Genomic DNA, 18,583 nt, shown 5'->3' with positions numbered 1-18,583 from the left:
GGCCCCGCGGGGCCCCTCGTGCATCGTGCCGGGCAAGTCCGGCTTGCGTGCCGGGCCCTGCCGCCTGACAGATCAGTTCAGCGGCGACTTCTTGCCGTCGCGGAAGACGATGAAGGTCATCGCCGGCACCTTCAGCTCGCCCGAGCCGTCGAACTGGACCTGGGTGGTCACGCCCTTGTAGTTCGACTTGGCGATCTCGGGACCGAAGACCTTCGGGTCGGTCGAGCCGGCGCGCTGCATGGCGTCGGCGATCACCATCGTGGCGTCGTACGAGTACGGGCTGTAGACCTGGAACTGGCCCGGGTACTTGGCGTCATAACGGGCCTTCCAGGCGGTGCCGCCCGGCATCTTTTGGATCGACGCGCCGCCTTCGGCGCAGGTCACGTTCTCGATGGTCTTGGCGCCGCCCGACAGCTTGACGATCTCGGTCGTGCAGATGCCGTCGCCGCCCAGGAACTTGACGTTGGACATGCCCAGCTGTTCCATCTGGCGCAGCATCGGGCCGGCCTGCGGGTCCATGCCGCCGTAGAAGATCACGTCGGGCTTCTTGGACTTGATGGAGGTCAGGATGGCGGTGAAGTCCGTGGCCTTGTCGTTGGTGTACTCGTGGGCGACGATCTTGATGCCCTTGGCCTCGGCGGTCTTCTTGAAGATCTCGGCCAGCGGCTGGCCGTAGCCGGTGCGGTCGTCGATCACGGCCGCGGTCTTGGCGCCCAGCGTGCCCGAGGCGTAGAAGGCCAGACCGGCACCCAGCGCGTTGTCGTTGGCCAGGATGCGGTAGATGTTCTTGTAGCCGTTCTGCGTCAGCTTGGGGTTGGTCGCCGACGGGGTGATCATCGGCAGGCCGCACTCGCTGTAGATCTTCGAGGCCGGGATGGTGACGCCCGAATTCAGGTGACCGACGACCGCGGCGACCTTCATGTCGCACAGCTTCTGGGCCACGGCCGTGCCTTGCTTGGCATCGGCGGCATCGTCTTCGGCGACCAGCTCGAACTTGACCTTCTTGCCGCCGACCGTCACGCCCTTGGCGTTCAGGTCCTCGACCGCCAGACGCGCGCCGTTCTCGTTGTCCTTGCCGTAGTGGGCCTGACCACCCGAGGTCGGGGCCACGTGGCCGATCTTGACGACGACTTCCTGGGCCATGCCGGCGCCAGCCCACAGCAGGGCTGCGGCACCGACGATGAGATTGAGCTTGGTCTTCATTCAGTGATCTCCGGGAGAGGGGGTTGAGAACAGGGGCCCGCCTAGACTGGCGGTGACTCAACGGCTGCGACGATACACCCGTTGACGCCCGACCCGAGGGCATGGCAGCTCGGGCGTTTCCCTGTGGGCGAGCGACCCGTTTGCAAAGCGCGTGCCGGTCATCCGGGGATCCTGCGCCGTCCGGCCGCGATGCACCGTGACGGGGATCAGGGTTGTCACGGAGGCGCCCCAGGACAGCCGACGGTCTCGGCCCGGTGCGTGCAGCCCCACCCTGGGGCATCCCCTGATGTCGAAGGCCGGGTCCGGCTGCGGCCCCGCCGGGCCCGGCGCCCCGTCACAGGGCGGAATTCCGTCGGACATCAGGCGCCGATCGACGGAGATCCGCCACCTTGCACGCACCGCATGCCGGCCGATCTCGCCGGATGCGAGCGGCCACCGGGCGTCGGCGGACCGTTGCGTGCCTGCCCGACGACCTCAGGCGTCAGCCGACGGGGTCGCCGGAGCGCCCTGGCCCGTGCCTGCGCCCGCGTCCCGACGCATGTCACGCGGTGCATGGCCGGCCTGGCGGTACAGGCGCCAGCGCTGGCGTGCGGCCTGCAGATCCGCCTCGTCATCGCCGACGAGCTCGACCACCCGCGCCCACTGCGCCAGGGTCTGCGGGTCGGCCGGCTGCGGACCGAGGTTGAGCAGCACGTCGGCCGGGCCGGCGACCGCCGCCTCGTCGGCCAGCCACAGCGGCGTGCGGACCAGCACCGGATCGATGGCCTGGCCGGCGCGCAGGCGCATGTGCGGCAGGAAGGACTGCGGATCGAAACTCCACAACTGCGCGTCCAGCCGCGTCAGTGCGCGGGCGTCACCGATGACCACGCAGCGCAACTGGCGCGCGTGGATCTTGCGCAGCAGGCGGCAGGCGTAGTCGAACTTGTCGGCCACGCCGAGGTGGAACTCGATCTCGCGACCGGTACCCGGCGCGCCTGCCCGCGGGTCCCGGCCGGCCACCGCGGTGGCGCCGGGCGTCGGCACCCGGCCGTCGGCCTCGCCCGACATGCTCACGCGCCGCGTTTCGCGGCCGAGGCCTTGCCCGTCGCACGCGCCGTGCGGGCGGCCGGCCGCGGCGCGGCCGCCTGCTCGGCCTGCTGACCGAGCAGCCACTGCACCAGCAGACCGACCGGACGGCCGGTGGACCCCTTGGCCGCGCCGCCCTTCCAGGCGGTGCCGGCGATGTCCAGATGGGCCCAGCGCAGATCGCGTGCGAAACGCTGCAGGAACTTCGCCGCCGTCACCGAGCCGGCAGCCCGGCCGGCCACGTTGGCCACGTCGGCGAAGTTGGACTTCAGCCCCTCGTCATAGTCGTCATCCAGCGGCATGCGCCAGGCCAGATCCTGCGCCGCCTCACCGGCGGCCAGCAGTTCGGCGGCCAGGCCATCGTCGGCACTGAACAGGCCCGAGCGCACCGCACCCAGCGCGATCACGCAGGCACCGGTCAGCGTCGCGATGTCGACCACCGCGCGCGGCTTGTAGCGCGCGGCGTAGGTCAGTGCGTCGCACAGGATCAGACGCCCCTCGGCATCGGTGTTGAGCACCTCGATGGTGGTGCCCGACAGGCTGGTGACCACGTCGCCCGGCTTGAGCGCGCGGCCGTCCGGCAGGTTCTCGCAGGCGGGAATCAGGCCGACGACGTTGAGGCGAGGCTTCAGGGCCAGCAGCGCGCGGAAGGTGCCCAGCACGCTGGCCGCCCCGCACATGTCGAACTTCATCTCGTCCATCTCGCCCGCGGGCTTGATCGAGATGCCGCCGGAGTCGAAGGTGATGCCCTTGCCGACCAGCACCAGCGGGGCCTCGCCACGCGCGCCGCCCTTGTAGTCCAGCACGATGAAGCGCGGCGGCTCCTCGGAGCCACGCGCCACCGCCAGGAAGCTGCCCATGCCGAGGGCCTCGATCTGCTTGCGTTCGAGCACGTCGACCTTCAGACCGGCCTTGGCACCCTGGCGACCCAGCGCGCGGGCCTCGTCGGCCAGATCGGATGGCGTGCAGTGGTTGCCGGGGCGGTTGCCCAGCTCGCGCGCCAGCGCGATGCCTTCGCCGATGCCGGCGCCCTCGTCGAGCGCGGCCTGCAGCGCCGCGGCCTCGGTCTTGTCGGCGGCCAGCAGGCTCAGGCGGGCCAGCTTGGCCGGTGCCGCGGCACTCGGCTTGGTCAGCCGGTACTGGTAGGTGGCCTCCAGCGCGCACAGCGCCAGCGTGCGGGCCAGCGCCGGCGTGGGCACGGTGCCCGCCACCTGCACGGCCAGCTCGGCGACGTCGAGCGCCTTGAGCGTCTGCAGCGCGGCCTGGGCGGCCTGGCGCTGGGCCTTGGCGGCGATGCGGCCGTCGGCCCCCGGCTCGCCCAGCATGACCACCAGCACGCGCGGCGCCTTGAAGCCGGCGACGCCGCGCAGCATCAGCTGACGGCCCGGCTTGCACTCCAGGTCGCCCAGCTTGAGCGCACCGGCCACGGCCGCCTGCAGCGCGGGGTCGAGCCCCTCGGGCAGAGACGGACCGGCCACGAGCAGCAGCAGGGCATCGGCGGCGACGCGGCCAGGACCGGCAGCGCCGGGCACGAGAGTACGGAAGTCCATAATCGGGCAGAAGGACAAGTGACGGTTCATGTTATTCGATTCATCCGTGCGCCGAGAGCTGGGTCGCAGCTTCGGCGCCACCCTGGTGGTCATCCTGACGATCGTGATCACGATGATGCTGATCCGCGTGATCGGCATGGCCGCCAGCGGCAACGTGGCACCTCAGGACGTGGCCCTGCTGCTGGCCTATTTCGCCCTCGGCTACCTGCCGACGATGCTGGCGCTGTCGCTGTTCGTGGCGATCATCGTCACGCTCGGGCGCATGTACCGCGACAGCGAGATGGCGGTCTGGTTCGCCGCCGGCCTGACGCTGCGGCGCTTCGTGCGGCCGGTGCTGTGGACGGCCTGGCCGGTGCTGCTGGCCGCCGGCGCGATGCTGCTGGTGGTCTGGCCCTGGGCCAAGCGCGCCGGTGACGAACTGCGCCAGCGCTACGAGCAGCGCTCGGACCTCTCGCGCGTCTCGCCCGGCGTGTTCCAGAGCTCGCGCGACGGCAGCCGCGTGTTCTTCGTCGATTCGGCCAGCGAGCAGGGCGTGCTCGGCCACCATGTGTTCGTGCTGGCCCGCGGCACGCACGGCGAATCGCTGACCACCGCGCTGCGCGGCCAGGTCGTGCCCGAAGGTGACGATCGCCTGCTGCGGCTGGAGCAGGGCCAACGCAACGCCACCGCCGACGACGGCGGGCGCACCGTGGCCAGCTTCGAACGCTACGAGGTGATCATCGGCGACCAGGCCGCCCGCCGCGCACAGGAGCGCGACGCCCGGGTGATGGACACGCTGGAGCTGCTGCGCAGCGACGACCGCCGCCACCGCGGCGAGCTGGCCTGGCGTTTCGGCATGCTGGCGGCCTCGGTCAACCTCGCGCTGCTGGGCATCGGCCTGGCGGCCACCACGCCGCGCCGGCCCAGCAACTGGAACCTGCTGTTCGCGCTGCTGGCCTTCATCGTCTACTTCAACCTGGTCAACCTGAGCCAGGCCTGGGTGGCCTCGGGCCGCTTCTCGCTGGCGGCCGCGCTGCTGGTGCTGCACGGGCTGGTGGCCGCCGGCGCGCTCGGCCTGATCCGCTGGCGGGACCAGGGCGGCCACGGCCTGCGCTGGCCATGGCGGCGCCAGCGGCCGACCACCACCGCCGCGACGGGGGCCGCATGAGAACCGTCCGCCGCCTGCTCTACCGCGACATCGGCTGGTCGGTGGCCTTCGTGGCCGTGGCCTTCCTGGCGCTGTTCTTCTTCATCGACGTGGTCGACGAGCTCGACCGCGCCAGCCGCGCCGGACGTGGCGTCGGCAGCGCCTTCGTCCAGGCGCTGCTGGAGCTGCCCGGCCACTTCTACGAGCTCAGTCCGATCGCGATGCTGATCGGCACCATCTATTCGATGGCCCGGCTGGCGCAGTCGTCCGAATTCACCATCCTGCGCACGGCCGGGCTCGGCCCGGGCCGCGCGCTGCGGCTGCTGGCGGTGCCGGGCCTGATCGGTGCGGCACTGACCTTCGTCGTCGGCGACTACGTGGCGCCGCTGGCCGAGCGCCTGGCGGTGCTGCAGGAGGCCGGCAGCCGCAACGCCACCGCGCGCGGCCCTGGCGCCTGGCTGCGCGAGCGCCGCCCCGCCACCGCCGACGAGCCCGAGCAGGTGGTCTCGGTCCACGTCGCCGCCGCCGACGACGACAGCCACCTCGACGGCATCCGCATCTACCAGACCGACGCCGACGGCCGGCTGCGGCGCAGCATCACCGCCGCCCGCGCCACCGTCGACGAGAGCGGCACCTGGCAGCTGGAGCAGGCGGTGGTCGTCGAATGGCCGCAGCCGCAGGCCGCGCGCGAAGGCGCCGGCATCCGCAGCGACAGCCTGCCGCAACTGGCCTGGCCCAGCGGCCTGGGCCGCGACGTGGTCGCGGGCGCGCTGCTGCCGCTCAAGACGATGGGCACCTTCGAGCTCTGGCGTTACGTGCGCCACCTGGCACGGCAGGACCAGGCCGTGCAGCGCCACGAGATCCAGTTCTGGAAGAAGGCGCTCTATCCGCTGGCCTGCATCGTGATGGTCGCCCTCGCCCTGCCCTTCGCCTATCTGCACGCGCGCGCTGGCGGCACCAGCTACAAGGTCTTCGGCGGCATCATGCTCGGCATCAGCTTCGTGCTGCTCAACAATGCCAGCGGCCATCTGGGCGTGCTCAACGGCTGGACACCGTGGATCGCTGCGGCCATGCCCGGCCTGATCTACCTGGGCCTGTCGATGGCCGCCTTCGCCTGGCTGGTGCGCTACCGCTGATCCGCGCGCCGGCACGGCCCGGGCCATCGCCGACTCCTGCTGCCTCCGGCCCCGTCAACCGCCCTCCGCCCACCCCATCGCCCACCGCCGATGACTCCCGTCCCGCACCCGTCCGCCCCGTCCGCTGCGTCTCCGGTTCCGGCTCCGGTCGGCGACGGCACGCAGGCCGCGACCACCGCCCGCGGTCTGCTGCTGTTCGCCCACGGCGCACGCGATCCCGCCTGGTCCGCCCCGTTCGAGGCGGTGGCCGCACGCTGCCGTGCGCAGCCCGATGCACCGGCCGTGGCACTCGGCTTCCTGGAATTCATGAGCCCGGACCTGCCCGGTGCCGGCGAGCAGCTGGCCGCCGCCGGCTGCCGCGAGGTCGACATCGTGCCGCTGTTCCTCGGGGCCGGCGGCCATGTGCGCAAGGACATCCCGCTGCTGATGGCCCGCCTGGCCGAGCAGCATCCGCAGGTCGTCTGGCGCCTGGCGCCGGCCATCGGCCAGGCCGAGGCGGTGGTCGCCGCGATGGCCGATGTCGCGCTGCAGGCCGGCCGCCGCTGAGCGTCCGCGCGCAGCCGCCGGATCTCGACACCCGACCACCCGACACCCAGCCCCCTTGCCCACCCCCGACCGGCCGGAGCCCCGCCCATGAACCTCCAGCAGCTGCGCTACGTGCAGGAGGCGGTGCGCCGCGACCTCAACCTGACCGAGACGGCCAAGGCCCTGCACACGTCGCAGCCCGGGGTCAGCAAGGCCATCCTCGAACTCGAGGAAGAGCTGGGCATCGACATCTTCGCCCGCCACGGCAAGCGCCTGCGGCGGGTCACCGAGCCTGGCGCGCTGGTGCTGCGCGCGGTCGACATCATCCTGCGCGAGGTGGGCAACCTGCGGCGCATCGGCGAGGACTACGGCAAGCAGGACGCCGGCCGGCTGTCGATCGCCACCACCCATTCCCAGGCCCGCTACTTCCTGCCGCAACCGGTGGCGCAGCTGCGCCGGCTGTTCCCCAAGGTGCAGGTGGTGCTGCACCAGGGCACGCCGGCCGACGTCGCCCGCATGCTGGCCGAGGACGTGGCCGACATCGGCGTGGCCACCGAGATGCTGGGCGAGGCCGAGGGCCTGGTCAGCCTGCCCTGTCACAGCTGGCAGCACGTGCTGGTGATGCCGGCCGAGCACCGGCTGGCCGCGGTCGAACGGCCGACGCTGGCGCAGCTGGCCGCCGAGCCGCTGGTCACCTACCACCCGACCTTCACCGGCCGCAGCCGGCTCGACGACGCCTTCGCCCGCGCCCGGCTGCAGCCGGACATCGCGCTCGAGGCCATCGACGCCGACGTGATCAAGACCTATGTGCGCCTGGGCATGGGCGTGGGCATCGTCAGCGAGCTGGCGGTGCGCGACGATCCACCGGCCGACGGCCTGGTCTGGCGGCCGGCCGGCCATCTGTTCGGCCACAACACCTCGCGCGTGGCCTTCAAGCGTGGCGCCTACCTGCGCCATTACGTCTACGCCTTCGCCGCGCTGCTCGATGCCGAGCGGCTGAGCCGACCGATGATCGAACGTGCGATGGCCGATCGCCCCGATCCCGCACCCGCGGCGTCGCCGTCGTCCTCGGCCTCGTCGGCGGCCTCGGGCGCCTTGGCCGCGCCACCCCTTGAACACGCCTCGGGCCGCGGCGGCGCGGACGACGCGCTGTAAGCTGACCGCCCCGACCGGAGGCCCGGGACAGGCCCGCACCGGCTCACCCGCCACGCACCGCTGCGCATCGCCCCCCGCCGTCACGACCCTTCACCCCGTGCCAGCCCACTTCCGCCGGCCCGCTCCACACCCATCCCGATGATGCGCCCCGAGCACACCCCCACCCTGACCAGTCGCCTGCCCGAGGTCGGCACCACCATCTTCACCGTGATGTCGGCCTTGGCCGCCGAGCACGGCGCCGTCAACCTCGGCCAGGGCTTTCCGGACTTCGACTGCGATCCGGCCCTGCCGGCCCAGGTCAGCCAGGCCATGGCCGACGGGCTGAACCAGTACCCGCCGATGGCCGGCATCCCGGCGCTGCGCCAGGCGGTGGCCGACAAGATCGCCGCGCTGTACGGTCGGCGCTACGACGCCGAGCGCGAGATCACCATCACCGCCGGCGCCACGCAGGCCATCCTCACGGCCATCCTGGCTGTCGTGCACCCGGGCGACGAGGTGATCGTGCTCGACCCCTGCTACGACAGCTACGTGCCCAACATCGCGCTGGCCGGCGGCGTGGCGGTGCGGGTGCCGCTGGCCATGCCCGACTTCCGGCCCGATCTGGCGGCCATCGCACGCGCGATCACGCCGCGCACCCGTGCCCTGATCATCAACAGCCCGCACAACCCGAGCGCCACGGTCTGGACCCGGGCGGAGCTCGACGGCCTGGCCGACCTGCTGGCCCCCACCGAGGTGCTGCTGATCAGCGACGAGGTCTACGAGCACATGGTCTACGACGGCCGGCCGCACCTGAGCGCCAGTGGCCATCCGGGCCTGGCCCCCCGTGCCTTCGTCGTCAGCAGCTTCGGCAAGACCTTCCATGTCACGGGCTGGAAGGTCGGCACCGTCGCGGCGCCGAGCGCGCTGACGGCCGAATTCCGCAAGGTCCACCAGTTCAACGTGTTCACCGTGAACACGCCGATGCAGCACGGCCTGGCCCGCCACCTGGCCGACCCGCGGCCGTACCGCGAACTGCCGGCCTTCTACCAGGCCAAGCGCGATCTGTTCCGCGCCGGCCTCGCCGACACGCGCCTGCGCCTGCTGCAGAGCGAAGGCAGCTACTTCCAGTGCGTGGACTACAGCGCGGTCAGCAGCCTGGGCGAGATTGATTTCTGCCGTTGGCTGACGACCGAGATCGGCGTCACGGCGATCCCCCTGTCGGCCTTCTACCGTGACGGGCGGGACCAGGGCCTGGCCCGCCTGTGCTACGCCAAACGCGACGAGACACTGCGACAGGCGCTCACCCGGCTGGCCAGGCTCTGAGGGGCCGCACGGCCGGCGGTCCGGCCGGCGATCGGCAGCCGGCCGGCATGTGGCAGCCAGGCAGCCAGCCAGGCCAGTTGGCTGGCTGGTCAGCCGGCGCCCAGGCTCAGCTGTCCGCGGGACGGACCGCCGGATCGTCCACCCGCGCCACACCGCCACCGACGACCTGCAACACCAGATCATCGGGCAGTTCGAGCGGATCCTCGGCATCGCCCAGGACCACGGCGGCCGCCGACGACGGCGCGTCGTCGGCCTCGGCCGGCAACAAGGCCGCGGACGGCGACAAGGTGCCGGCAGCGGCCGCGTGCAGCGCGTCAGCCAGCGGCGCGTCATCGCCCAGATCGAGCGTCGGCAAGGGCAGCAGCGCGCCCGAGTCCCCGGCAGAGCCGAAGACGTCATGGGACGCCCGGGCCGACGAGCGGCCCGGCGCGATCGGATCGACATCGAACGGCGCGGGGCGGCTCGCCGAATCGCCCAGATCGCCGCCCATGGCCAGATCCAGCGTCGCCTCCGGATCGATCGCCGCCAGATCACCCAACGCCACGCCAGCCCCCGCGCCGACCACGGCCGCCCGCCTGGCGGAAGCCGCCGCATGCGCGGCATCCGCCGGCCCTTCACCCGGCCGACGCGAGGCCGACAACTCGCCCTGACGGGAGCTCGGTGCGCCTGCGGCATCGCCATCGAAGGGCGCCAGACCGGACAGGCCCGCGGCGCGGCTCTCACGGAACAGATGCGGATGGGTGGTGAACGCCGCCGGCTGCGTGAAGGATGAGCTTTCGCTGAAATCGCGCGGCGCCGGCCCGAAATCGCTCAGGTCGAGGTCCAGCCGGGCCGCGGGGCCGAATCCCGACTCCGGCAAGGGCGTCGCGACGTGGGGCCGCGTGGCGTCGTGCTCCTCGCGGCGGGCGGCCGCCCGGCTTGTCCGCGGAGACTCGGTACCGCGCAACGCGGCCCAGACCCCGCCGGACGGCACGGCGGAGGTGGCGGCGCGCTCAGGCTCGCCGATGGGCAGCAGGATGTCGATGTCCTGCACCCGCTCGACCAGAGGGTGACCGATCAGGTCGGTGACGACACCGTGCAGCAGCACCAGCTCACGGAAAGCCGGCAGTTCGTACAGCGCGGTACCCGCACTCAACCGCAACATCCGCTCGAGCTCGCGCAAGGCCTCGACCGGACGCGGCCACAGCAGCTGGAGCCGGTCGAGCACGCCGGGGTGACCGTCCAGGGCACGCCCTTCATCCAGCGGCTGACCCCACTCCGGCACCTGGGCGGCGAAGCGCTTCGTGAAACGCGAACGGGTGCGCTCGTAGCCCTCGGCCTGACCGAGCGCGGAATAGATCTCCAGCAGCTTCAGGTAGGCCACCGGACTGGTTCCCCCGGTGTTGCGGATGTGCCCCACCAGCAGATCGACCGCCGCCTCCTGCTGACCAAGCACCATGAAGAAGTCGACCTGCTGTTCCAGGTCCATCAACTCCTCGACCGAGACCTCGCGCGGCGGCACGCCGGTGATCAGCGTCGAATCGCCACGGTCGGCGGCTTCGCGCAACGCACCACCACGCTCGACCAGCGCGACGGCGGGCGAGGTCGGCTCGGCGTCACGGGCATGGGCCGGCGCACCCGCTGGCTGCGGCCGCACACCGGGCACCAGACCCCGAGCGGTACCCGACAACGGCGACATGCCACCGAAACCGGACACCCGCTCGTCACTCAACCGGGCACCACCGACGGCTCGCAGGCCGATCGTGCCGGCCGCCGACGTGCTGCCCGGCCCGACCTGTTCACCGCCCGAGGCGGTGTTCCAGCCACCACCGGATGTCGAGGGCTCGCGCGTCAGCGTACCGGTGGTCGCCGGGATGCCGGCCTGGGCCGCCGTCAGCTCACGATGCAGAGCGCGTGCCCGCAGACCGAGCCAGATCGCCAGGGCCGCCGTACCCAGCAGACCCACCAGCAACACGGGGATCCAGGTCGAAGCCCGCTGCGCGGAACCCAGCTGGGCCTGCAACTGGCCCACCTCCTGGCGCTGGCGCTCAAGCGCCTGGCGCATCTCCTGCAACTGGACGTCACCGGATCCGGCGGCAGTCCGCAGACCGGTGGCCGCCGGATCGGGCACAGGCGCGGCAGCGCGCGAGACCTCGACCGCAGAAGCTGGGCCGAAGGCAAGCAGCAGGCACAAGAAAAGCCCGGCACTGGCGGGCTTCAGGCGGGACAACGGTCGGCGCACGGCGTCTGGAGGCAAGAACAGAAACGGAAAATCCGCAAAACTGCGCGGACTCTAGCACGCAGGATCCAGCGCCCAAGCCGCCGAAAGGCGACTTCGTCCGATCCCCCGCGACCTAGGGCCCGTGGACGACGCTCGAAGATGTCGGGCAGGCCCCCAAGACCATGACCTGCCGCCGCGCGGCACGCTGGGCAGCGTGCCTCGGCGACGCGGGGCGCAACCTGCGCCCTGAGCATCGGCAAACGCGTCCACACCGCTCTGAACCGCCACCGGATCACGGCGAAGCCTGCAGAAGACAGGGGACGGGATGCCGGCTCCACCCGCCCGGCATGAGCACCGTGAAAACGAAAAACCCCGGCCAGATGCAAGATCTGCCGGGGTTTGCGGGACAGCGGTGCTGTCCTGAGTGTGGAGCGGGAAACGAGGCTCGAACTCGCGACCTCAACCTTGGCAAGGTTGCGCTCTACCAACTGAGCTATTCCCGCATGGTTCTGCCGACCACCGAATGTCGACATCACTCTGCTTCAACGGTATCGGGTGCTGCATCCGACCTTGGTGGGAAGGATGGAGCGGGAAACGAGGCTCGAACTCGCGACCTCAACCTTGGCAAGGTTGCGCTCTACCAACTGAGCTATTCCCGCGGGGATACCGCTTGCGTGGGTGCGGTGGAGGCGCGATCCGGAGTCGAACCGGACTAGACGGATTTGCAATCCGTTGCATAACCGCTTTGCTATCGCGCCGGCGCGCCCTGGACAGCTTCCGCCGCCCTGATGACATTGCATCGACTTTCGTCCACACGACATCACCACGCTGAAAACCTGGAGCGGGAAACGAGGCTCGAACTCGCGACCTCAACCTTGGCAAGGTTGCGCTCTACCAACTGAGCTATTCCCGCTTGGGTGCCCTGATCGGTCTGGGTTGCCCCACCTGCTTCAGGCCTCGCTGACCGTTGCAACCGTTTGGTTTCGTTTGCCGTCCAGCGAAGCTCGAATTCTATACAGGCTTCAGCTGTTTGTGCAAGCGGGTGATCAAAATAATTTTCATCACCCGCCACACGCCCATCTGGAGACCGCGCCGTCAGTGCGGCAGCGTGTCACCGGCAGCAGCCGCGCCACCGACCCCGTCGGCCTTGGCCGCATCGGCGGCCACGGGCACCGGCACCGGCTCGTCATCAGGCAAGGCATCCGGCAGACGCTCCAGCGCGGTCTCGAGCACCTTCTCGATCCAGCGCACCGGCACGATCTCGAGGCTGTTCTTGACGTTCTCGGGGATGTCCTGCAGGTCCTTGACGTTCTCCTCCGGGATCAGCACCGTCTTGATGCCGCCCCGATGGGCCGCCAACAGCTTTTCCTTCAGGCCGCCGATGGCCGTCACCTCGCCGCGCAGCGTGATCTCGCCGGTCATCGCCACGTCGGCCTTGACCGGGATGCCGGTCAGGGCCGAGACGAAGGCCGTCGTCATCGCGATGCCGGCGCTCGGGCCGTCCTTGGGCGTGGCGCCGTCAGGCACGTGGATGTGCACGTCGCGCTTGTCGAACTGCTCGTCCTTGATGCCCAGGCTGCGGGCGCGGCTGCGCACCACCGTGCGGGCCGCCTCGACCGATTCCTTCATCACGTCACCGAGCGAACCGGTGCGGATGGTGCCGCCCTTGCCGGGCATCACCGCCGCCTCGATGGTCAGCAGATCGCCACCCACCTCGGTCCAGGCCAGACCGACCACCTGGCCGACCTGGTTCTTCTTCTCGGCGCGGCCGAAGTCGAACTTGCGCACGCCCAGGAAGTCGTTGAGGTTGTCCTCGGTGACGACGACCTGGCCCTCGACCTTCTTCAGCTGGATGCTCTTGACGGTCTTGCGGCAGATCTTGGAGATCTCGCGTTCGAGCGAGCGCACGCCGGCCTCGCGGGTGTAGTAGCGGATCACGCCACGGATCGCCGCCTCGGTCACCTCCAGCTCGGCATCCTCGACGCCGTTGTTCTTCTTCTGCTTGGGCAGCAGATAGCGCTGGGCGATGTTGACCTTCTCGTCCTCGGTGTAACCCGACAGACGGATGACCTCCATCCGGTCGAGCAGCGCCGGCGGGATGTTCATGCTGTTGGACGTGGCGATGAACATCACGTCCGACAGGTCGAAGTCGACCTCGACGTAGTGGTCGGCGAAGGTGTGGTTCTGCTCGGGATCGAGCACCTCCAGCAGCGCCGACGACGGGTCGCCGCGGAAGTCCATGCCCAGCTTGTCGATCTCGTCGAGCAGGAACAGCGGGTTGCGCGTGCCGACCTTGGTCAGCGACTGCAGCACCTTGCCCGGCATCGAGCCGATGTAGGTGCGGCGGTGGCCGCGGATCTCGGCCTCGTCACGCACGCCGCCGAGCGCCATGCGCACGAACTTGCGGCCGGTGGCGCGCGCCACGCTCTGGCCGAGCGAGGTCTTGCCGACGCCCGGAGGCCCGACCAGGCACAGGATCGGCGACTTCACCTTTTCCACGCGCTGCTGCACCGCGAGGTACTCGAGGATGCGTTCCTTGACCTTGTCGAGGCCGAAGTGGTCCTCGTTGAGCACGTCCTCGGCCAGCGGCAGGTCATGCTTGACCTTGGACTTCTTGGCCCAGGGCAGGTTGACCAGCGTGTCGATGTAGTTGCGCACGACCGTGGCCTCGGCCGACATCGGTGACATCAGCTTGAGCTTCTTCAGCTCGTTCTCGGCCTTCTTGCGCGCTTCCTTGCTCATGCGCGCCGCAGCGATCTTCTTCTCGAGTTCCTCGAGATCCGCGCCCTCCTCGCCGTCGCCGAGCTCCTTCTGGATGGCCTTGACCTGCTCGTTGAGGTAGTACTCGCGCTGGCTCTTCTCCATCTGCCGCTTGACGCGGCCACGGATGCGCTTTTCCACCTGCAGGATGTCGACCTCGTGCTCGAGCAGCTCGAGCAGCTTCTCCAGCCGCTTGGCCGTCTCGTAGAGGTCGAGCACGGCCTGCTTGGCTTCAAGCTTGAGCGGCAGGTGGGCGGCGATCGTGTCGGCCAGGCGGCCCGGATCGTCGATGCCGGCGATCGAGGTCAGGATCTCCGGCGGGATCTTCTTGTTGAGCTTGACGTACTGGTCGAACTGCTGGGTGACCGCACGACGCAGCGCCTCGACCTCGGGCGAGGCCTGGGCATCAGGCTGCACCGGCGACACCTCGGCGGTGAAATGTTCTTCGCCGTCGTGGATGGCGATGGTGTTGGCACGCTGCACGCCTTCGACCAGCACCTTGACCGTGCCGTCAGGCAGCTTGAGCATCTGCAGGATGCTGGAGACGCAGCCGACCTCGAACATGTCCTCGGGCTTGGGCTCGTCCTTGCCGGCGGCCTTCTGCGCGACCAGCATGATCTGGCGGCCGGCTTCCATCGCCGCCTCGAGCGCCTTGATCGACTTGGGCCGACCGACGAACAGCGGGATGACCATGTGCGGGAACACGACCACGTCACGCAGCGGCAGCAGAGGCAGCGTGATCGGATCCGGGGGCAGGATGGGGTGTCCAGACATGAAAACCTCTCTTTCTCAGGCCGACGTGAGGGCCGAGGCGGGGAATGCAAGGGCGACGAAAGTGCGGACGCCCGCCGGCAACCTCGACGGTCGCGGGCGGGCGTCGGCGGACTTCGGCACGCGGATCAGGCGGAGGCCTTCTGTTCGTGATAGACCAGCAGCGGCTTGGCGCCCTCCTCGACGATGTGCTCGTCGACGACGACCTTGTCCACGCCGTCGAGCGTGGGCAGGTCGAACATGGTGTCGATCAGCACATGCTCCATGATCGAGCGCAGGCCGCGGGCACCGGTCTTGCGCTTGAGGGCCTTGCGGGCGATGGCGCTCAGCGCCGAGGGCCGGATCTCCAGCTCGACACCGTCCATCGCGAACAGCTTCTGGTACTGCTTGAGCAGCGCGTTCTTGGGCTCGGTGAGGATCTGCACCAGCGCGCTCTCGGTCAGCTCGCCGAGGGTGGCGACCACCGGCAGGCGACCGACCAGCTCGGGAATCAGGCCGAACTTGACCAGGTCATCGGGCTCGACGTCACGGAACAGCTCGGCCGCGCGCTTCTCGGTCTTCGAGTGCACGCTGGCACCGAAGCCGATGCCCGACTTCTCGGTGCGGTTCTGGATGACCTTCTCCAGGCCGTCGAACGCACCGCCGCAGATGAACAGGATGTTGGTCGTGTCGATCTGCAGGAAGTCCTGGTTCGGGTGCTTGCGTCCGCCCTGCGGCGGCACGCTGGCCATCGTGCCTTCCACCAGCTTCAGCAGGGCCTGCTGCACGCCCTCGCCGCTCACGTCGCGGGTGATGCTGGGGTTGTCGGCCTTGCGACTGATCTTGTCGATCTCGTCGATGTAGACGATGCCGCGCTGCGCCCGCTCGACGTCGTAGTTGCAGTTCTGCAACAGCTTCTGGATGATGTTCTCGACGTCCTCACCGACATAGCCGGCCTCGGTCAGCGTGGTCGCATCGGCGATCACGAAGGGGACGTTGAGCAGACGGGCGAGGGTCTGGGCCAGCAGCGTCTTGCCCGAGCCGGTGGGCCCGATCAACAGGATGTTGCTCTTGGTCAGCTCGACCTCGTCCTTGCCACCGGCGCCCATGTGCTTCAGGCGCTTGTAGTGGTTGTAGACGGCCACCGACAGGGTGCGCTTGGCCGCGTCCTGTCCGATGACGTAGTTGTCCAGCGTGGACTTGATCTCCGTCGGCACCGGCAGGTCACTGCGTGAGGACTTGCCGCCCGCCGGCGCTTCAGCCGGGGTCTCGTCGCGGATGATGTCGTTGCACAGCTCGATGCACTCGTCGCAGATGAACACCGAGGGTCCGGCGATCAGCTTCTTGACCTCGTGCTGGCTCTTGCCGCAGAAGCTGCAGTAGAGGACCTTCTCGCCAGAGGCGCCCTTCTTGTCGGCCATGGGTGTGCGTGCGTTGCTAGGGCGGATGGATGTCGGGGCGATGATAGTTCAAGCGCCCCGGTGGGAAATCAGGCCGACCGCAGTGCGGAATCCTTGACGGATGCGCGCACCGGCAGGGGCAGCCCGCTTGACGGAACAGCGGCCGGATGTCCGTCCCGCGCGGCACTCAGCCGCGCTTGGCGATCACCTGGTCGATCAGGCCGTAGGCCTTGGCCTCGTCGGCCGACATGTAGTAGTCACGCTCCATGTCGGCAGCGATCTTCTCGTAGCTCTGGCCGGTGCGTTCCGCATAGATGCGGTTGAGTTGCTCGCGAGTCTTGAGGATCTCGCGCGCGGTGATCTCGATGTCGGTGGCCTGGCCCTGGGCGCCGCCGGAGGGCTGGTGGATCATGACCTTGCTGTTGGGCAGGGCGAAACGCTTGCCCGGCGCGCCGGCCATCATCAGGAAACTGCCCATGCTGGCGGCCATGCCCATGCACAGGGTGGAGACGTCCGGCTTGATGAAGTTCATCGTGTCGTAGATCGACAGGCCGGCCGAGACGCTGCCGCCCGGGCTGTTGATGTACAGGAAGATGTCCTTGTCCGGGTTCTCGCTCTCGAGGAACAGCAACTGGGCGACGACCAGGTTGGCCGTGGCGTCGTTGACCGGCCCGACGAGGAACACGATGCGTTCGCGCAGCAGACGGCTGTAGATGTCGTACGCGCGCTCGCCCCGGCCCGATTGCTCGATGACCATGGGCACCATGCCCAGGGCTTGCGTATCCAGTGCGCTCATGGAATCCCTCGTGTCAATGAACTGGTGGCGATTATGTCCCCAGCATCCAAGGCGTGCAGGCGATGAAAAACGGGGCGCCGACCACGCAGTCGGACGCCCCGTCGATGCACGCCCTGACCCAGGGCGTGGCGGTGATCAGGCCGCGGTCATCAGCTCGTCGAATGCCAGGGTCTTGTCCTGGGTCTTGGCCTGGCCGAGCACGTACTCGGTGACGTTGGCCTCGATCACGACGGCCTCGACCTCGGCCATGCGCGAGCGGTCGCTCATGTACCAGGCCACGACCTCGGCCGGGTTCTCGTAGCTCTGGGCCAGGTCCTGGACGTGGGCCTGCAGCTGCTCGGGCTTGGCCTGCAGGTTCTGACCCTTGACCAGCTCGGCCACGATCAGGCCCAGGCGCACGCGGCGCTCGGCCTGGGGCTGGAACACCTCGGCCGGGATCGGGGCCTTGTCGGCGTCCTTCATGCCGCGGGCCTTCAGGTCCTCGCGGGCGGACTGGGTCATGCGCTCGATCTCGTTGTCGACCAGCGCCTTGGGCACGTCGAGCTCGGCAGCCTTGATCAGCGCATCGAGGGCGGCCGACTTGTTGCGGGCCAGCACGCGGAACTTGACCTCGCGCTCGAGGTTCTTGCGCACGTCGGCGCGCAGGGCCTCCTCGGTGCCGGCCTCGATGCCCAGCGACTGGATGAACTCCGGCGTCACCTCGGGCAGCTGCTGCGCCTCGACCTTCTTCATCGTGACCAGGAAGTCGGCTTCCTTGCCCGCGACGTCCTTGCCGTGGTAGTCCTCGGGGAACTGCAGCGGGAAGGTCTTGCCCTGGCCGACCTTCATGCCGCGCACGGCCTTGTCGAACTGCTCCAGCATCTGGCCTTCGCCGATCAGGAACTGGAAGCCTTCGGCCTTGCCGCCCTGGAAGGGCTCGCCGTCGATCTTGCCTTCGAAGTCGATGGTCACGCGGTCGCCTTCGGCGGCGCCGTCATCGGCGGCACGCTCGACGAAGCTGCGGCGCTGCTTGCGCAGGATCTCGACGGTGCGGTCGATGGCCGCGTCATCGACGGCGGCGTTGACGCGGTCGACCTCGATCTCGCCGAGGGCGCCGATCGTCACTTCCGGGTAGACCTCGAAGGTCGCCAGGAAGGCCAGCTCGCCCTCGCCGGCCTCGTCCTTCTGCTCGATGCGGGGCATGCCGGCCACGCGCAGCTGGGCCTCGTTGGCGGCGCTGTTGAAGGCCTGGCCGACCTTGTCGTTGACGACTTCGTACTGCACCGAGTAGCCATAGCGCTGGGCGACGACCGACATCGGCACCTTGCCGGGGCGGAAGCCGTCGACCTTGACGGAACGCGACAGCTTGCGCAGACGGGCGTCGACTTCGCTGGCGATCTCCTGGGCCGGGAGGGTCAGCGTGATGCGGCGTTCGAGTTTTTCGAGGGTTTCAACAGTGACAGCCATGATGGACTCGCTGCAAAAGGAGGCCCTTGAGGGGCCGTGAAGCACGTGGTGCGCGGGGCCGGACTCGAACCGGCACGCCCGTGAAGGCGTCAGGACCTAAACCTGGTGCGTCTACCAATTTCGCCACCCGCGCGTGTCGTTCCTGTCTCGGGCCCGGGGTCGCGACGGA

13 protein-coding genes and 5 tRNA genes are annotated in these 18,583 nt (G+C 69.5%); 5 read left to right on the top strand and 13 right to left on the bottom strand.

The genetic code is table 11. The annotated features are described in order from the left end of the window. Positions 1-72 precede the first annotated feature (72 nt). The 3 genes from AACH11_RS09140 to AACH11_RS09130 all read right to left on the bottom strand — a co-directional run bounded on the left by AACH11_RS09140 (position 73) and on the right by AACH11_RS09130 (position 3,848). Complete coding sequence (locus AACH11_RS09140) at positions 73-1,203, bottom strand: branched-chain amino acid ABC transporter substrate-binding protein (RefSeq protein ID WP_341373904.1); 1,131 nt, start codon at positions 1,201-1,203, stop codon at positions 73-75. Between the two features lie 474 nt (positions 1,204-1,677). After that, the gene (locus AACH11_RS09135) at positions 1,678-2,250 is read right to left on the bottom strand and encodes a DNA polymerase III subunit chi (RefSeq protein ID WP_341374083.1); all 573 of its coding nucleotides are present in this window, start codon (positions 2,248-2,250) and stop codon (positions 1,678-1,680) included. Between the two features lie 2 nt (positions 2,251-2,252). Continuing rightward, positions 2,253-3,848 (bottom strand): leucyl aminopeptidase, encoded by a 1,596-nt coding sequence (locus tag AACH11_RS09130; RefSeq protein ID WP_423228713.1) that lies wholly within the window; start codon positions 3,846-3,848, stop codon positions 2,253-2,255. On the opposite strand from AACH11_RS09130, the gene lptF reads away from it, so the two are divergent. The 5 genes from lptF (at position 3,847) to AACH11_RS09105 (ending at position 9,062) form a co-directional block, all read left to right on the top strand. Beyond that, positions 3,847-4,965 carry an LPS export ABC transporter permease LptF gene (lptF, locus tag AACH11_RS09125; protein WP_341373903.1) on the top strand — a complete coding sequence of 373 codons (1,119 nt, stop codon included), beginning with the start codon at positions 3,847-3,849 and terminating at the stop codon, positions 4,963-4,965. The two genes, AACH11_RS09130 and lptF, sit on opposite strands and share 2 nt — an antisense overlap. Next, positions 4,962-6,080 (top strand): LPS export ABC transporter permease LptG, encoded by a 1,119-nt coding sequence (lptG, locus tag AACH11_RS09120; protein WP_341373902.1) that lies wholly within the window; start codon positions 4,962-4,964, stop codon positions 6,078-6,080. Before lptF ends, lptG begins: the two co-directional genes overlap by 4 nt. 90 nt (positions 6,081-6,170) lie before the next feature. Next, on the top strand, positions 6,171-6,626 hold the full coding sequence (locus AACH11_RS09115; protein ID WP_341373901.1) for a sirohydrochlorin chelatase: 456 nt from the start codon (positions 6,171-6,173) through the stop codon (positions 6,624-6,626). A gap of 87 nt (positions 6,627-6,713) precedes the next feature. Beyond that, a complete protein-coding gene (locus AACH11_RS09110; RefSeq protein WP_341373900.1) occupies positions 6,714-7,760 on the top strand; it encodes a CysB family HTH-type transcriptional regulator in 1,047 nt (348 codons plus the stop codon). A 138-nt stretch (positions 7,761-7,898) separates the two neighbouring features. Continuing rightward, positions 7,899-9,062, top strand: a complete 1,164-nt coding sequence (locus tag AACH11_RS09105) for a pyridoxal phosphate-dependent aminotransferase (RefSeq protein WP_341373899.1) — start codon at positions 7,899-7,901, stop codon at positions 9,060-9,062. A gap of 106 nt (positions 9,063-9,168) precedes the next feature. Here AACH11_RS09105 and AACH11_RS09100 read toward each other — a convergent pair whose 3' ends face one another. The 10 genes from AACH11_RS09100 to AACH11_RS09055 form a co-directional block, all read right to left on the bottom strand. After that, positions 9,169-11,106 carry a hypothetical protein gene (locus AACH11_RS09100; RefSeq protein WP_341373898.1) on the bottom strand — a complete coding sequence of 646 codons (1,938 nt, stop codon included), beginning with the start codon at positions 11,104-11,106 and terminating at the stop codon, positions 9,169-9,171. 583 nt (positions 11,107-11,689) lie between these two features. Next, a tRNA-Gly gene (locus AACH11_RS09095) sits at positions 11,690-11,765 on the bottom strand. An 80-nt stretch (positions 11,766-11,845) separates the two neighbouring features. Then, positions 11,846-11,921, bottom strand: a tRNA-Gly gene (locus AACH11_RS09090). A gap of 25 nt (positions 11,922-11,946) precedes the next feature. After that, positions 11,947-12,020, bottom strand: a tRNA-Cys gene (locus tag AACH11_RS09085). A gap of 79 nt (positions 12,021-12,099) precedes the next feature. After that, positions 12,100-12,175, bottom strand: a tRNA-Gly gene (locus tag AACH11_RS09080). 182 nt (positions 12,176-12,357) lie between these two features. Further along, positions 12,358-14,796 (bottom strand): endopeptidase La, encoded by a 2,439-nt coding sequence (lon, locus tag AACH11_RS09075; protein ID WP_341373897.1) that lies wholly within the window; start codon positions 14,794-14,796, stop codon positions 12,358-12,360. A 125-nt stretch (positions 14,797-14,921) separates the two neighbouring features. Then, positions 14,922-16,193: an ATP-dependent Clp protease ATP-binding subunit ClpX gene (gene clpX, locus AACH11_RS09070; protein ID WP_341373896.1), complete on the bottom strand. Its 1,272-nt coding sequence runs from the start codon at positions 16,191-16,193 to the stop codon at positions 14,922-14,924. A 166-nt stretch (positions 16,194-16,359) separates the two neighbouring features. Continuing rightward, positions 16,360-16,968, bottom strand: coding sequence for an ATP-dependent Clp endopeptidase proteolytic subunit ClpP (clpP, locus tag AACH11_RS09065; RefSeq protein WP_341373895.1), 609 nt, complete (start codon positions 16,966-16,968; stop codon positions 16,360-16,362). Positions 16,969-17,103: 135 nt separating this feature from the next. Further along, positions 17,104-18,414, bottom strand: a complete 1,311-nt coding sequence (tig, locus tag AACH11_RS09060; protein ID WP_341373894.1) for a trigger factor — start codon at positions 18,412-18,414, stop codon at positions 17,104-17,106. Between the two features lie 46 nt (positions 18,415-18,460). Further along, positions 18,461-18,547 (bottom strand) — tRNA-Leu (locus tag AACH11_RS09055). Positions 18,548-18,583 lie beyond the last annotated feature (36 nt).

The organism is Pseudaquabacterium rugosum (assembly GCF_038066575.1).
GTDB classification, from domain to species: Bacteria; Pseudomonadota; Gammaproteobacteria; order Burkholderiales; family Burkholderiaceae_C; genus Pseudaquabacterium; species Pseudaquabacterium rugosum.
This window is presented reverse-complemented; position numbering and strand designations above follow the sequence as displayed.

Bases quoted from the DNA above. Each gene is read 5' to 3' on its own strand.
- AACH11_RS09140 (WP_341373904.1), bottom strand. From the start codon at position 1,203: ATGAAGACCAAGCTCAATCTCATCGTCGGTGCCGCAGCCCTGCTGTGG.
- AACH11_RS09135 (WP_341374083.1), bottom strand. From the start codon at position 2,250: ATGTCGGGCGAGGCCGACGGCCGGGTGCCGACGCCCGGCGCCACCGCG.
- lptF (WP_341373903.1), top strand. From the start codon at position 3,847: ATGTTATTCGATTCATCCGTGCGCCGAGAGCTGGGTCGCAGCTTCGGC.
- AACH11_RS09130 (WP_423228713.1), bottom strand. From the start codon at position 3,848: ATGAACCGTCACTTGTCCTTCTGCCCGATTATGGACTTCCGTACTCTC.
- lptG (WP_341373902.1), top strand. From the start codon at position 4,962: ATGAGAACCGTCCGCCGCCTGCTCTACCGCGACATCGGCTGGTCGGTG.
- AACH11_RS09115 (WP_341373901.1), top strand. From the start codon at position 6,171: ATGACTCCCGTCCCGCACCCGTCCGCCCCGTCCGCTGCGTCTCCGGTT.
- AACH11_RS09110 (WP_341373900.1), top strand. From the start codon at position 6,714: ATGAACCTCCAGCAGCTGCGCTACGTGCAGGAGGCGGTGCGCCGCGAC.
- AACH11_RS09105 (WP_341373899.1), top strand. From the start codon at position 7,899: ATGATGCGCCCCGAGCACACCCCCACCCTGACCAGTCGCCTGCCCGAG.
- AACH11_RS09100 (WP_341373898.1), bottom strand. From the start codon at position 11,106: ATGCGCCAGGCGCTTGAGCGCCAGCGCCAGGAGGTGGGCCAGTTGCAG.
- lon (WP_341373897.1), bottom strand. From the start codon at position 14,796: ATGTCTGGACACCCCATCCTGCCCCCGGATCCGATCACGCTGCCTCTG.
- clpX (WP_341373896.1), bottom strand. From the start codon at position 16,193: ATGGCCGACAAGAAGGGCGCCTCTGGCGAGAAGGTCCTCTACTGCAGC.
- clpP (WP_341373895.1), bottom strand. From the start codon at position 16,968: ATGAGCGCACTGGATACGCAAGCCCTGGGCATGGTGCCCATGGTCATC.
- tig (WP_341373894.1), bottom strand. From the start codon at position 18,414: ATGGCTGTCACTGTTGAAACCCTCGAAAAACTCGAACGCCGCATCACG.